This window comes from Chitinophaga tropicalis (assembly GCF_009758205.1).
Lineage (GTDB): Bacteria > Bacteroidota > Bacteroidia > Chitinophagales > Chitinophagaceae > Chitinophaga > Chitinophaga tropicalis.
The window spans coordinates 118,017-133,512 of record NZ_WRXN01000002.1; the positions used below are offsets into that span (position 1 = coordinate 118,017).

The following is a 15,496-nucleotide window of genomic DNA, read 5'->3' on the forward strand; positions in this document are numbered from 1 at the left end:
TGGACAAAATATTGGGATCAGTAACCATAATCATTTTTCAACGTACCCAGGCTGTTGGATATAACAGAACTGTGCAAAGGCAGTACATAACGTACCGGCGCATTTCCTCCGTCGTCAGTATATCCCCTCCATTGCCAGAGAACATAATTGGCTGGCCCGTTGGTAGTTGTATTCCAGAGATTGCGCAGCCAGTTTACCTTTACATTATATTCCTCCGGCACAGTACCGGTTACCTTATAAAACCTGTTCAGGAAAGTGAGCGTCTTGTCACTGTTCCTCTTTGCATACAGGTAGTCCGGCAACTTGCTGTATGTGCCAACACCGGCTACTGCATCCTGTCCCATCTGGTTGAGGATCTGCTTCGTTTCAGCAATTTTCTTTCCATATAAGTTCCAGCGCACCAGGTCAAACTTCCGTATCATCTCCCCACCCAGTTCCCAGGCACGCTCATTGACAATAGCATTGAAGAAAGAGGTCTTATCTCCCGCAGCATAGGCAAGATAAGCATCTACTTTCTCGGCCCACAGTGAAGGAGGGAAGGCTCGTTGACGCACCTTGCGTAAAGCATCCTTAGCAATACCGGTAGGGCCATTCAATTCATTCTCACTTTCTGCCAGCATTAGTAATACATCCGCATATCGCATCAACGGCCAGTTAATACTGGTGCCTTTGGAGGAAGAAGGACCTAAAGGCGTAGGTACCAGCATCCGGTTCCATTTGTTAATGGCGATAGATGTCGGCCCTGATGCAACCTGCGCCAGTGTATCATTGTAAGAGACAATAGAACAGGTGGCCGCTAACCGCAGGTCGGTAGTATCAAACGAGTAATAGTACGAAGGAGTAAAGGCCATTGAAATGGTAGTAGCGCCAAATGAATGGTAACTTGTACCGTTAGTGACACTTACCCCCATGCACCAGCCTACATCACCATATCCGGGCGGATAAGCCACCTCGTATAATACATCATTGTTCACCGGCTTAAGATATTTGTTCTCATTCATAAATACAGTGGCAAAGTCTGTCAGCTCCCTTGGCTTCAATTCCACCAGCTTTTTACAATACTTGTTAGCTATTTCATAATACTGCTGATAGTCGTCCTTCCGCTTCATGGTCATATCAGGATAAAGCCAGTATCCTCCACGCATTAAAGACAACCGTGCAATCAGGCCAATCACAAACTCCCGGTTAATGCGCTCTATACCATAGTCCAGCTGGTCCGCCCATTGCATTTTCGGCTCAATGCTTATCAGGTCGTCTATCAGGAAGCTGAGAATACTATCTCTGCTGGTCTTGGGCAGGTAGAAATTATCACCCGCACGGGAGGGCTTTTTACTGAAAGGCACATCTCCCCAATGGTGCACCAGCAACATGTACCAATACGCCCGCAACGCTTTTACCTCTCCCAGCAGGTTGAGATAAGTAAGATTGGCCGGATCTTTTTCCAGTGAAATAGTCGTTAACCCAAATTCACATTCATTAGCTTTATTGATGGCGCTGTATGCATTGTTCCAGACAGTAAGCAGGTCATTGTTGGAAGAAGTGGCCTCGAACGACCATAGATCGCGTCTCCCGCCATCCGGCGAAGCCGCTACCGCACTTCCCACCTCCACATCTGTATTACCTGCAAACAGGGTAGAAACACGTGAAGTAAAAGCGTCCTGGTTAAACAGGGCATACACCATGTTAACACTCTTCTTTGCATCGGACTCTGAACCGAAAACATATTCCTCCGGAAAACGGGACGCTGAATCTGAAGTAAGGAACTTCCTGCAGGAAATAAAAAGCAGGAAACACATAACGATAGGAAAATATAAAGGATGTTTCATTGCTGTTGATTGTTGGTCTTGCTAAAATGCTACATTAACGCCCATAGTGTAAGAGCGGCTTTTCGGGAACGCAGAGTAATCTACGCCCGGCACCAGCTGATTATAGCCGTTGTTCCTCGTAGTACTTACTTCCGGATCATAACCACTGTATTTTGTCCGGACAAAAGCATTGTACACCGTAGCATATATTCTGAATTTGGACAGGGCCGCTTTAGAGATCAGTTTCTTAGGCAGGGAATATCCTAATGACAAAGTGTTCAGCCGCAGGAATGAACCATCTTCCACAGCCCATGAATGGAAATAGGGAGCTGCGCCACCCATTGAAAATGGTGTCCATATCTTCGGATCAGGATTCAACGCTGCCAGCTCCTGCAGGTCTGTTACCAGCTTCCCACCTGCATCAATATAATGGAAGCGGCTGGCATAGTTAGATGTATTCAGTATATTGCCATAGCTTGTCCTGTAAAGCATGTTGAACGATATCTTACCTGTATTGTATATCTTATTCCCATATACCCAGTTAAAGAAAGCTGCCAGATCAAATCCCTTATACGTTGTATTGATACCGAACCCGCCGGTGGCCTTAGGTAGAGCACTGCCGATGATAGTACGGTCTTCCGCATCTATAGCGCCATTACCGTCCAGGTCTTTCAGTTTCAGTACACCCGGCCGTAAGCTGATACCGCCAAGGTCCTGCTGTGGTACTCCTTCTTTCGCTATATACTTTCTTGATACCGGGTCATAACCGCTGAAATCATCAACGCCATACATACCTTCAGTTACATATCCATACATGAGGCCAATGGTCCTGCCAACTATCAACCGGTAGTCATCAATATTTTTCAGATCAGTACCCGCCCAGTTGGAGTTGAACGATCTTTCGTCTACTCCGTCCAGCTTATCTATTCTGGCACGATTAATACCTACGTTGAAGTTGACGCTTAACTGGAAGTCCTTTTTATTGATAATGTCAGCGCTTAATGCCAGTTCAACGCCCCTGTTAGAGGTTTGCCCTATATTACGCTGTTGCGTGGAAAAACCTGTTGTTTGCGGAATGGCAGATTGCACCAGCAGATCTTTAGTGGTGTTATGATAAAAGTCCAGTGTCCCGGACAACTTATTATTAAAAAGATCGAAATCCAGGCCCACATCCCTTGTAATGGTGGTTTCCCACTTAACATCAGGATTTGTAAGCTGTGTGCTGGCATAAGTGTAATATGGATTAGGCACATCGCCTGCCCCATAAGGACGGGTACTGCTGGAAGCAAATAAAACCCTCCACTGGTCTGACTTAATGTTGTTATTGCCCACAGCTCCATAGCTGGCTCTGAGCTTCAGATCGGAAACAAACTTCACGTTGTTCATAAACTCCTCTGAAGATACTCTCCATGCCAGGGACGCAGCCGGGAACATACCCCATTGCTTGCCGGGAGCAAACTGTGTAGAGCCATCATAGCGGGCGGTGACGTTGAAGATATATTTTTCATTATACTGGTAGATAACGCGGCCAAAGAACGACGCCGTCTTTTCAGGCGCTATCTCCGTGGTTGTATGAATGTCCGGTGTGCCAAGGTTCATTGTGGCAAACAGCTTCTCCGGAGTAATATCTGCATTGAAATACTTAGCCCTGTTATACTCTTCAAATCCCTTCCCTCTGGCCAGTATTTCCTGCCCAACCAGGAAGTTCAGGTTATGCCCTGTCCCTTTGTCCAGCTGGTAGCTGAGGGTATTGGTCCACCGGTAATCCTGCAACCTCGTTTGTGTGATCTCTCCCAAAGGCAGGTTACCACCTTCATTCCGGGCAGTACCCGTTAGCGGACCATAATACCTTCTGTTCTCTGCAAAGCTCATTCCCAGGCTGTATTCAGAACGGTAAGTGATATTCTTTGCCAGAGACCATGAAACGCCTGAATTGACGTTAAAAACACGGTTTACCGCCCTTCGGTAATCCTGTTCAGATAGCTTTAGCGGATTGATAAGATTCCGCAGGAACTGCTCATAATCCTCACTGTTCCCTGGATCAATAATGATCATATCCGCAATCCCATTTACCGGGCGGGTAGTAATACCATCCCCTATACGAAAACTGGCGCCTCCGGCAGAACCGGCGCCATTGGTGATGGGATGCGTATAACGTATGGCAAGGTCCAGTTTAAGGGATTTGGAAACCTCGTGACTCAGTTTAAAGTTGAGGTAGTTACGGGTATAGCTGTTACTGGGAATCAGCCCCGCTTCTTTATTGTAAGTATAGTTCAGTGCAAACTTTGTCTTTTCATTACCGCCTGTTAAGCTGATATTATGCTGTTGAGACCACGCCGGATTGCCGTACAGTTTTTTCTGCCAGTCTGTACCCTTTTGGTATTTATACAATTCCAGGTCATCAAATGCGCCAAAGTATTTAGTGAAATTATCTACATCGCCCTGGCTTCTCAGCCGTGCGTATTCATATTGCGCCAGTACAAACTCGTAAGGGGAGAGGACATCCAGTTTTCTGGGCAACTGCCTGGCCTGCACAAATCCATTATACGTTACAATGCTTTTACCGCCCTTAGCACTTTTGGTAGTGACAATAACAACGCCATTGGCGCCGGCGGCGCCGTAAATAGCAGCAGTAGCCGCATCTTTCAGGATATCTATACTGGCTATATCAGACGGAGCAATGTCGTTGATATTGCTCACCCTGAACCCGTCTACAATGAACAAAGGATCATTGCTGCCAGTAATAGATCCGCCCCCACGAACACGAATAACTATCTCAGCTCCCGGCTGCCCGTCCACCGTGGTCACCTGTACCCCGGGCAAACGGCCGGTCAGCGCCTCTGCAGCACTGGCTACCGGTATTTTCTCCAGCTGCGCACCGGAGACAGAGGAAACAGTACCGGTCAGGTCTTTTCGCTGTACGCTCTGGTAACCTATCACCACAACTTCATTCATACTCTTGTTCTCCTCCTGCAATACAATATTGATGGATGTACCGGAAAGAACAACCTCCTTGGAACGGAAGCCAATATACGAAACGACCAGTATAGCGTCCGGCCTGGAAACATTCAGGCTGAAACTGCCGTCTTCCCTGCTCAGCGCTTTATTCTTAGTACCTTTTTCTACTATGGTCGCGCCGGGCAGCCCCGTTCTATCAGCACCGGTTATTTTCCCCGTTACCTGGACAGGATCTGCCTTAGTAGCCACTGGACTATTGCCGGGAACTTTTTCCTTTACTACAATGGTCTTGTCTACAACAGAATAGGTAAATGGTAATTGCGAGAAGCAAAGCGTAAGCGCCTGGTCCAGCGTGGCGTTATTAATGACTACTGTTACTTTGTTTGCATTAGCCAGTAATCCCTCTACATAGAAAAACGCAAGTCCCGTCTGACGGGTAATTTCCCGGAATACTTTTTCAACCGGTACATTCTTTTCATTCAGAGTAATTCCCTGGGCGGATACTTTGGCGCTGGCATGGAGATAGGCAATAGTTAGTAATACAATGGTCGTAAGGGAAAAGCGTCTCTTAAACGATGCTTTTCCAAAGACAATCGATAGCATAATTTTGTCCGTCTTTTGGTTGAAGAAAATAGTAGTGTTATTCTGTCACTGCTTTACTACAATGTTTTTCCCGTGGATTTCAAATTGTACTTTACCCGTTAATTCCAGTATTTTCAGCAGCTGCTCGGCATTGGCGCTCCTGGATATCTGTCCCGAGAAACGTGCTGAAATACCTCCTTTATACTCAAACTGAATATCATACCATCTTGCTGCCTGTCGTAAAACAGTTTCAATATCTGCAGCTTTGAACTGGAATATACCGTTCTTCCAGGCTATCACTTCTTCTGTGTCTACATCGCTCTGCACCTTTATCCCGCCCTCAGGTTTAACAGAAGCCTCCTGTCCGGGCTTCAGCATGCTGGCCTGCCTGCCGTCAGTAACTTTCACACTTCCTTCAAGCAGTGTGGTACGGATACTTGGTTCATCTGTATAGCTGTTGATGTTGAAATGAGTACCTAATACTTCTACATCAACATTACCTGCCTGAACATGAAACGGCATAGATGCGTTTTTGGCCACTTCGAAATACCCTTCGCCGGTTAACTGCACATGCCTTTCCTTCCCGGAAAAGGCTGCAGGGTATCTTAAGCTGGAAGAGGCATTCAGCCAGACTTTAGTGCCGTCAGACAATGTAAGCTGGTATTGGCCGCCCCTTGGAGTGCTTATTGTGTTGTAGACAGTTGCATCGGGTGTATTACCTGTTACGTTATAGGATAGTTGTCCATTCCCCTGTTTAACGATCTTTGCCTGTCCCTGTTGCGCCAGCGTACCTTCTTTTGCGTTGTCAAGTATAATCTTTGCGCCGTTGCCTAATTGTAATATGGCTTTATTCCCTCCCGGTGTAATAGCAGTATTACTGCTGACAGTTACTTCCTTTTCAGGCACAGGCTTTAATGAAAACCACCAGTAAGCAGTTCCGGCTATCGCCACCATAAGTGTGCACGCTACAGCCATTTTTTTTATAAAACTGAATATAGTGCCTGGTCTCTTTTTAATATTATCCTGCAAACGCTCCTGTATACTGGCCAGTATACTATTGTCTTGCTCCCCTTCAAATGTATGTTCCTCCAGTTCGGTATCGATAAGGGCTTCCAGTTGTTCCCTGTATTCCGGTTGATTCAGCATACTGCGGAAGAGCTCCCATTCCGCTTCCGTCATCCGGCCGGTCAGGTATTTATCCAGTAATTCCTGAAAAGAGTTCTTCTGCATATTATTGAAGACGCATGAGAGAAGTAAAAGGGGACAGTAGGTTTGAAATTTTCTTTTACCTCAAGCAGATTGGCGATGTATCAGCTTGAATTTTAGTCGCTTATCGCAGGTATATCAATTAAGAAATTTTAGCCGGCCGCTGGCCAAACTCCCTCCCTCAAAAAATCGATTAACTCATTATTATATAAAACATTGACAATATAGTAGTTATCTCCGAATGAACACTGATATAACTCCGCAAAAAATTAAGCGCCCTGCAAATATGCTTCTTAACAGCCTCTTTAGACACCTTCATATTACTAGCTATTTCCTCATGAGACAACCCCTGATCACGGCTCAACAAATAAGCAGTCCTCTGCTGCTGAGGCAACAGATCCACAGCCCTGGCAATCAGCTCAGCCAGTGTCTTCTGCGATAACGCTCTATCCGGAAGATAATTCTTCTCCTCAACCTCCAGTGCATCATCACTAAGAGGAAGCACGGTTTTTTTCCTTAAAGCACTGATAATATGATTACGAGCCATGATGAACAGGTATGAATCAAATCGTTCTACCTGCGGAAGATCTTTCCTTTTCTGCCAGACCTTCAGAAAAACATCCTGCACAATGTCCTGTGCCTGGCTGGATGACTTAACATAGGTAATAGCCTGCCAGTAGATATTATTCCACTTTTGTTCTACAAGCACTGCAAAGGCCTTCTCGCTGCCTTCAGCGATCTGTTGCAGTAATAGCTTTTCATCCATGGAATTTATAGTCATAACGCGAATTTTACGTCTAACCTTTATTGTCTCAGTTTGGCCGCCGCAGGCGGCTAAACCATCTGACCAGGTGGAATTTGTGATAGGAAATTACACATTTGGCTGATAAACAACAGAAAGAAGTCCGGGAACGATTGCGTAAATAAAACAGCCTGTTACTAAGAACATGTTTTCAGGGCATCCTTTTTAGAAGATGGACGCTGGTTTATGGCCCCAATTATAAAAAGAACACTATCAAACACCGCGTTACCATACTGATGCTTACATTTTAAATCCATCCCCCCGTATAGCACTACTTTAATAACCCGGGGGTATGACCTTTATTTACACCAATACCTCATGCAACTTCTTTTTCTTCTCAATATCAGGCTTAACATTAGTAAATGGCGTTTTATCAGTTCCGCATGTCTGCATATATTCCCATTCTCTTCTGCCCGGGTATTCCATGTCTAAGATTCTCCTGTATGCTGGTACCCTGCTTAAATGTTTCACTTGCTTTATCATAATTCTGGTTTTTATAAAGTTGCTTAACTGCGTGAATAAATTTGCCTGTCTGTTTGCAGAAAGATATCCTGTTTGCACGTTCATCTGCGGTCCAGTCATCGGCTTCATCGCTGGATAGTGCGAGATCGATGATCTCCTGTAAGGTCTCTTTTACTTCATCAGTATCTTCAAAGCATTCAAGATACTGGCGAACAATCTCGGTCGGTGTTTGCATAATATGTTTTTGAGATTTTGAGTTAACAAATTGATAATTGAGAAACAAAAAAGCGTGGAACCTCTTGTCGTCGCCAAAGAGCCCGTAGAAGATGGGGGAAGCACGACGAACAAGAAGCCCACGCAATACATTGCATGAATACTTTCCTGTCAACAGTGCTTGCTCAAAATCTTCTACTTTTCTTTGCAGCAACTGGATGGAGAAAGTTGTCTTTTATGATCAAAACAAAAGTAAGACGATCTTAGTAAAAAGATAAATGCCATTTCGTTCATTTTGTAATGAAACATTACTTCTGTTCAGCGATAAAATCCTAACAGGAATGCTAAATGAAGACATAATTAATGGCAAAGAATAAAATCAATTTCTAGCGGCTTTGAAAATCGTCAGATGTAAATATTGGTATCTGTTACAAAAAATTCTACAGGAAATAAATAGAGAACTCAAGTAAACATTTAATATGATTTGTAATAGACAGTTATTTTTTCCTTTAGCCTTTCTTTTTCTTTGGAGCTCATGCACTTCCAACAATGGGAAGATTGAAGGCAACATCCGATCACAGATTAAACGTGAATGTGAAGTAGAAAAATGCGTAATCGATATTTCGCAATCAACTCCGTTCAAATGGAAAAAATTTTATTATTTTACTCCAGACTTTTCTTTGAAGGAAATTGAGAAAGAACTAGATCAGCCATATCCTTTCTATGATGATGTAGGCAGACGTTTAGTATTCCTTGACCAGGAAAACCGGATCGTATACCATGAAGATATTTTCCCAACAGTTGAGCGATATCCTAAAGACGTTGTATTTCATATGCCAGATTCTGTTTCGTACAGAGTATATACAAGCCCGGTATTTGAAATGCGAAAATACTATCTGAACGATGACGAATATTTCTATCTACTGGATCAAAAGTAAAAACATAAAAAGAGCTGGTCTCTGGCTTATCATAATTAAAGGAGGCGCTCATAACGGGCGCTTCTTTTTTTGTCTGTCAGCATAAAATACTTTATTTCATTAATGAAATTACAGATATTATAGCCCTTTTCATCTATTTTCTGTAATTTAATTCCAATCAACTTATTTCGGCCAATCAGCCATGAGATAAACAATACACAGCAACATAAAACATTTATAAACACAGAATACTCTGTACGGACATTTATGAGAAGCTCTGAAAAAAAATATCCATATCAGGATCTTAATCTTAAAGATCTTCGTGGCGAACGCTGGATGCCTATCCCGGATTTTGAAGGGTTGTATGCTGTTTCCAACCATGGGCGGGTAAAGTCTCTTGGGCGTATAATAATGGGCAGGTGGAAGGAGATCTACAAACCAGAACGTATTTTAAGATTAAAGGCTAATGAAACAGATAATAAGACTCTTGGGGTACCTATCTATTCCCTGGTTGCTACGTTGACCATAGATGGAGTAAAACACTATTTTGCTGTAAGTAGATTGGTATATCACTGTTTTGTTGCTCCCATTGGAGTGAAAGGCCGTTCTCAATTGGTTTCTTTTAAGGATAAAGACGGCCGTAACACGCATTATAGTAACCTGTTTATTACCACAAACAGTGAAATATTGTTTGAATCATTCCGCAGCAATCGTCACAAGAGCCACTTAAGCATACTGAGTAAACCGGTAACACAGTATGACAGCGATGGGCAGCCCATTGCCTGGTATCCCAGTTATTATGATGCAGGCAAGCAAACGGGCTTTAGTAACAGGTCCATTGCCGCTGTTGCAGGCCAGCAATATATTTGTTACAAAGGATATTTCTGGCGTACCGGAACGCATAAAAGAAAATTAAAATTGGATAGCATAGAAACAGGATATCCGGAGCGACCAGCTGTCAATAAAGAATTGGCAAAAAAGCTGGGTATTAAGATAGCAAAAGGAACAGACGTACCAGCCTTCCTGAACCTGTCTTTAACAAACATGAAAGGAGAGCGCTGGAAACCATTTCCAGGGCATGCAGGGCTGTATGAAATATCCAACATGGGCCGGGTAAAAAGTTTACGGAGAATATCGGAGGGCAAGCAGAAAAAATGGGTGTTGGAAAAAATAAAGATGCTTGGCTTCGATTTCAGGCTGGGACCTGATGGCCGTAATGTAGCTGGTAGCGCCCTTGTGACGCTGGATAAAGGCTCTGACAAGAAAATCTATTCCGTAGCAAGGTACGTATATTATTGCTTCATAGCCCCCTTTAATCTGGATGATACTAACGGGCGGATCTATTACAAAGACGATAATACGACTAATCTGCATTACAAAAACCTACTATTAAAAAGGGGAGTATGGTCAATTCATAAAACACTTGATCGCTCTAAATGAATCGCAACGCATTGTATTTTATTTAATTAACTGCTGAATAAACCTGATGCCACAGTGTAGAAACACTGCCATTTTTCGAAATTCTCCAAACCCACTTCGACTGGCATTAGCTGTTATCAAACGCCTCATACTCTCCCTCTGAATACTTTCCCGTTTTTTTTTGCTGCCCTTAGAAACTCTTCAGTCTTACTGTTAAATAGCATCAGCAGATAATACTATCTTCATGTATTACAAGTATCATTTTATATGGCGAAGCAAAATTCAATACTTCCATTCACCGGCAAGCTCGGCAACCTGATCGGCTATAGGCGCAATGGGAAATTCTATCTGCGTGGCATGCCGGAAATCGTCCGGCAAACCGTCGCTACCCGTCGTGCCGCCCGGCGCTTTGGCATGGCTAGCAGTAGGGGAGCCCTCATCCGTCACGCTTTCTATGGTGAGCTGGATGTTCGTGCCGACAAAACCCATGGTAACCGGTTAACCAAAGCCCTCATTCCCTCGGCGGGAAATAACATAAAGGGCCTGACCGGTTTCCGGTTCAATAAGCATACCGGGATCGACCGGTTTTTTCTCCTGCCGCCTCAGTTTTCTGCAGATGGCATACTGCATATTCCTGCACAAACATTACCTGTATTCAAAAACATCACCTCCCTGGAAGTAAAGGTGATAGCAACCCGCATCAACTTCGAAACACAGCAGGTAGTAGCGGCAGAAAGCGATATACTCCTCCTGGATCTCAGGGAATCTTTTAATGGTGCGGTATTCTCTTTGGACGTACCGGGTAACGGCACCCTGGTGGTAGCATTGCAAATAAGAGGACTACAGGATAATATCCCTTCCCGCAATACCCGGTATCTCGCTGCCGATATTGTGGCTGTACAGCCCCCGCAAACGCTGGAAGTCATTCATAAACAAACATACCCGCAACCCCGGAATATGTCATACACTCACTACACTCATTCACAACCATCCATTATTTTACGGGAATAAACCATTCCGGCCTGATAGATATACTTGTAAATAATCCCCCTTTGAACTCTTCTTCCTTCCTATCTACTTGCAGTAGCCCCCTGCAGCGGTTTTCCTATTAGCCATTATATACAATTATACCCTTTCCCCATAGATTTCCCTGATATAGCACATCTCAAAGTACCCCCCGTATCAAGTCCACGTTTCCTCCTGTATTAAAGCATTGATAGTAGTACCATCAATACTCTCTCATATTGGAACCATATCTCTTCTCTGGTCTCCCTGCCCTGGTAACGCGATCCCCGGAAACTCAGCCCGAACTACGAAAGATTCTCAGAAGCTGCTTTAATGAACTCATAGAACGCCTTTACTGACTTCTTCTCATAAGACCCTTTCAAAGAAATGATCATAGCCCTCCTTTGTGTGTTTACCCCCTGGATAGGTACACTTGCCACTTCATCCTTTTTGCTGATAGAGAACTGGGAGAGAATACTATACCAATTCCCTGTTTTAACAACATCCAGAAGCGTTGGAATATCATTGATCTCAAGAGATATCTCCGGCGAAAGCCCTCTTTCCCTGAATACCTCTGTAATGAACTCTCTCGTACTGTAACCTTTTGCCGGCAATGCCAACGGCAGTTCGCTGATCTCTTCCATGGTGATCTTCTTTTTCGCAGAGAGAGGCGATTTCTTTGCCATCACCAATGCCATGGGCGATTGAAAAAGCAGCTGGTAGTTAAAATGCTTCTCCTTCTCTGAGATGAGAAAGCTCAGGAGGAAATCAAATTCAAAGTTGGTCAGCCGTTCCAGTAACTCCTGCGAGGTACCTAAAACTACCTGTAGTTTCATTTTAGGATACTTTGTCATGAAGCGGATCAACGCCGGCGTAAAAATAGGTTTGAGCCCATACGTCAGACCAATTCTGATCTCGCCTGTATCCATATTGTTCAGGTCCTGTAGTATCTGCAAACCATTATCTGCCTGATGCACACTTTGCATGGCATAATCCGCAAACAACCGCCCCGCCTCTGTAAGCACTATCCGTTTACCTATCCTGTCAAAAAGAGGAACGCCCAGTTCATCTTCCAGGTGCTTGATCTGCTGCGAAAGCGTGCTCTGACTGATGTACAGGCTATGTGCCGCTTCTGTGAAGTTGAGCAGTTCCTTGGCTTTCAGAAAATATCGTAGCTGACGAAGTTCCATATTTTAAATCGGTTTTATCGATCGATATAATAGAAAAATAGCGTTTTACAAATTTAAGCTTTGTTAGGAGCTTTGCACCGGCAACGTCAAAAAACGGCTTTTTTCATGAAGACTATCAATGCACCCACATTCCGGAACAGCATCTTACTCGGTATAGCGCAGATCCTGCAATGGGGTGGTTCGTTCTTCCTGCTGGCAGTGCTCACAAAACCCATTATAGAAGACACTGGCTGGTCACATGAACTGGTGTACGGTTCTTTATCTCTCGCCCTCCTCATCTCCGGGATGCTGGCTCCCACCATAGGTAAAAGGATAGGAGAGAAGGAGACCAATAATACATTGCTGTACAGCGGCTTGGTAATGGCGCTTGGATTGGTGCTGATAGCTATTGCCAGGCATATCCTTCTTTTCATTTTCGGCTGGAGCGTAATAGGAGTAGGTATGGCAATGGGACTATACGATGCTCTTTTTCCCACACTGGGAAAGCGCTACGGCTCCGGGGCCGGTAAGGTTATTACCCATATCACGCTCATCTCGGGCTTTTGCACTACCATTATATGGCCGGCCATAACTTTATTATTGCAATACTTCAGCTGGCGTACCACCTGCCTCATTTATGCGGCAGCGTTAGTGGTCTTTATTTATCCTCTTTACCGGCTGGCATTCCGCTCTTCTCTTAAAGAAGAAGCAAAAGCGGCGGGTAGCACAGCTAAGATGGAAATACCTTCAGAACCGGTACATCCAGGCATCTATTACCTGGTAATGACCAGCTTTACTCTTGGCGCTGTACTGATGACTGGCATGTCCGTGCACCTGATAGATATTCTGGTAAACAACAACATCTCCCTGCCCCTCGCCGTCAGTCTGGGAGCATTGCTGGGGCCCAGCCAGGTAGGGGCAAGATTAATGGATATGCTGCTGCCGGGAAGGTCCCCGCTCACCACGGCTGTATTCTCTGCCGCCGGCGTATTATTGGGATTCATCCTGCTGCTGTGCAGCCAACAGGTAGCTTTCCTGGGAGTGATCTTTTATGGTCTGGGAAACGGTATCCGGACCATCCTGCGCGGGACACTGCCATTGCACGTCTTTGGCCCGCAGGTATATGCAAACGTTATGGGGCGACTTGCCCGTCCTCAATTAATAGCACAGGCGCTGACGCCTTTTGCCGGAGGCTTTATGATCCGTAAATTTGGAACAGACGTTTTTTTAGAGGTGCTTTGTGGCCTGGCTGTTGTAAATGTCCTCCTCACTATCAGCATCCGTTATTTCGAGAATATTTACATATGGAAACAGGCAAGATCACTGAAAGCCTGAATATATATCCCCGGTTTTTCTTATTTTCATCTTACCTAACACTATCCATATGAACGGAAACGAAATCAAAAAAGAAGATATCAGACAGGAAGTATTTGACCTGTATGATGACTATGCCCATAACCGGGTAAACAGGCGTGATTTCATTGAAAAGCTTTCCATTTATGCTGTAGGTGGGCTCACAGTTACCTCACTGATGAGTTTCCTCATGCCCGATTACCAGAATTCCATCCAGGTAAAGGCAGACGATCCCCGTCTCCAATCCGGATATATTTATTACAATTCCGAAAAAGGTGGCGGAAAGATCAAAGCCCTACTATCCAAATCGGCTGATGCAAAAAAGAAACTGGGTGGTATCGTGGTAGTACACGAAAACCGTGGCTTAAACCCCTACATCGAAGATGTTGCCAGGAGGGCAGCGCTGGCAGGGTTTATCTCAATTGCTCCTGATGCTTTAACCCCATTAGGCGGTTATCCGGGAAATGATGACCAGGGCAGGGAGATGCAGAGTAAAAGAGACAGGAACGAAATGCTGGAAGATTTCATCGCAGCTTTTGAATACCTGAAGAACCATAAAGACTGTAACGGTAAAATAGGAGTAGTAGGATTCTGTTTCGGTGGATGGATTGCCAATATGATGGCCGTCCGCATACCGGATCTTGCCGCAGCCGTACCATTTTACGGTGGCCAACCGGCAAAAGAAGACGTTCCAAAAATCAAAGCGCCGCTGCTCTTGCAATACGCAGAGCTGGACACCCGCGTGAATGAAGGATGGCCTGCCTACGAGAACGCCTTGAAAGCGAACCACAAAGAATATGCAGCTTACATCTATCCGGGAGTAAATCACGGATTTCATAACGATACAACTCCCCGTTATGACAAGGCAGCGGCAGAACTGGCCTGGCAAAGAACAATAGAGTTTTTTAAAAAGAAATTGGGCTAAGTAGTCCTTTTCTTCCCCACAAACCTGATAACACTGCCTTTCCCATTATGGAACTTTCCTTCATTTAGCAGAACCTCTTCTTCCTCCAGCAGAAGTATTTCATAATTGGCAAAGTCAGCAGTTATTTCGGCTTTAGAATACAGCATATCAATCTCTTCAGGCCCACCCACTTTAGGATCAAGCTCTTTAAAATGGAGATGTCCTTTACTGAATACTTCCAGGATAATAATGCCCCCTGGCTTCAGGGTATCATCTAATTTCCTGTGAAATATCGACTTCTTTTCGGCCGGAAAATGAGCATATATAAAACCTATAGCATCAAAAACATTTTTCTCAAAGTGAAGCTGCTCAAAGTCTCCGACAATATACTCAAGGGCAACATGCTGTTCTCCTGCCAGTTGCTGCGCCTTTGAACGCCCTTCTGCACTAAAGTCAAACGAGGTTACCTGCCATCCAAGCTGCGCCGCAAATACGCCGTTCCGCCCCTCTCCATCTGCCGGCATCAATATAGCCCCATGCTCAAACTTAGGGAGCCATTCTTTGAAGAACAGGTTAGGTTCTTTACCATAGGCAAATTCATTGCCTTTATATCTTTCATCCCATTTCTGATTCATAGTCTGTTTGTTTACTTGCAAAGGTAGCCTGGCAGACAGCCTTCAGAATAGGACAAAAATGTAGTT

At 44.6% G+C, this 15,496-nt stretch carries 11 protein-coding genes; 4 read left to right on the forward strand and 7 right to left on the reverse strand.

Translation table 11 applies throughout. From position 1 onward, the window contains the following. Nucleotides 1-17: 17 nt before the first annotated feature. The 5 genes from GO493_RS06425 to GO493_RS06445 all read right to left on the reverse strand — a co-directional run bounded on the left by GO493_RS06425 (nt 18) and on the right by GO493_RS06445 (nt 8,050). Nucleotides 18-1,826 (reverse strand): RagB/SusD family nutrient uptake outer membrane protein, encoded by a 1,809-nt coding sequence (locus GO493_RS06425; RefSeq protein WP_157305311.1) that lies wholly within the window; start codon nt 1,824-1,826, stop codon nt 18-20. A gap of 21 nt (nt 1,827-1,847) precedes the next feature. Further along, nucleotides 1,848-5,366 (reverse strand): TonB-dependent receptor, encoded by a 3,519-nt coding sequence (locus GO493_RS06430; protein ID WP_157305312.1) that lies wholly within the window; start codon nt 5,364-5,366, stop codon nt 1,848-1,850. A gap of 45 nt (nt 5,367-5,411) precedes the next feature. After that, complete coding sequence (locus GO493_RS06435) at nt 5,412-6,575, reverse strand: FecR family protein (RefSeq protein ID WP_157305313.1); 1,164 nt, start codon at nt 6,573-6,575, stop codon at nt 5,412-5,414. A gap of 169 nt (nt 6,576-6,744) precedes the next feature. Then, nucleotides 6,745-7,332, reverse strand: a complete 588-nt coding sequence (locus GO493_RS06440) for an RNA polymerase sigma factor (RefSeq protein WP_157305314.1) — start codon at nt 7,330-7,332, stop codon at nt 6,745-6,747. 394 nt (nt 7,333-7,726) lie between these two features. Then, on the reverse strand, nt 7,727-8,050 hold the full coding sequence (locus GO493_RS06445) for a hypothetical protein (RefSeq protein ID WP_157305315.1): 324 nt from the start codon (nt 8,048-8,050) through the stop codon (nt 7,727-7,729). 1,162 nt (nt 8,051-9,212) lie between these two features. Here GO493_RS06445 and GO493_RS06450 point away from each other — a divergent pair. Both GO493_RS06450 and GO493_RS06455 read left to right on the forward strand, forming a co-directional pair. Beyond that, nucleotides 9,213-10,385 (forward strand): NUMOD4 domain-containing protein, encoded by a 1,173-nt coding sequence (locus tag GO493_RS06450; RefSeq protein WP_157305316.1) that lies wholly within the window; start codon nt 9,213-9,215, stop codon nt 10,383-10,385. A gap of 246 nt (nt 10,386-10,631) precedes the next feature. Beyond that, the gene (locus tag GO493_RS06455) at nt 10,632-11,375 is read left to right on the forward strand and encodes a hypothetical protein (protein WP_157305317.1); all 744 of its coding nucleotides are present in this window, start codon (nt 10,632-10,634) and stop codon (nt 11,373-11,375) included. Nucleotides 11,376-11,674: 299 nt separating this feature from the next. On the opposite strand, the gene GO493_RS06460 is transcribed toward GO493_RS06455, so the two are convergent. After that, the gene (locus GO493_RS06460; RefSeq protein WP_157305318.1) at nt 11,675-12,559 is read right to left on the reverse strand and encodes a LysR substrate-binding domain-containing protein; all 885 of its coding nucleotides are present in this window, start codon (nt 12,557-12,559) and stop codon (nt 11,675-11,677) included. A 105-nt stretch (nt 12,560-12,664) separates the two neighbouring features. Here GO493_RS06460 and GO493_RS06465 point away from each other — a divergent pair, with 105 nt between their 5' ends. Both GO493_RS06465 and GO493_RS06470 read left to right on the forward strand, forming a co-directional pair. Then, on the forward strand, nt 12,665-13,873 hold the full coding sequence (locus GO493_RS06465) for an MFS transporter (RefSeq protein ID WP_157305319.1): 1,209 nt from the start codon (nt 12,665-12,667) through the stop codon (nt 13,871-13,873). Nucleotides 13,874-13,922: 49 nt separating this feature from the next. Beyond that, nucleotides 13,923-14,816, forward strand: a complete 894-nt coding sequence (locus tag GO493_RS06470; protein WP_157305320.1) for a dienelactone hydrolase family protein — start codon at nt 13,923-13,925, stop codon at nt 14,814-14,816. Here the strand turns inward: GO493_RS06470 and GO493_RS06475 are convergent. Further along, nucleotides 14,813-15,430, reverse strand: coding sequence for a class I SAM-dependent methyltransferase (locus GO493_RS06475; RefSeq protein WP_157305321.1), 618 nt, complete (start codon nt 15,428-15,430; stop codon nt 14,813-14,815). The genes GO493_RS06470 and GO493_RS06475 overlap by 4 nt on opposite strands. Nucleotides 15,431-15,496 lie beyond the last annotated feature (66 nt).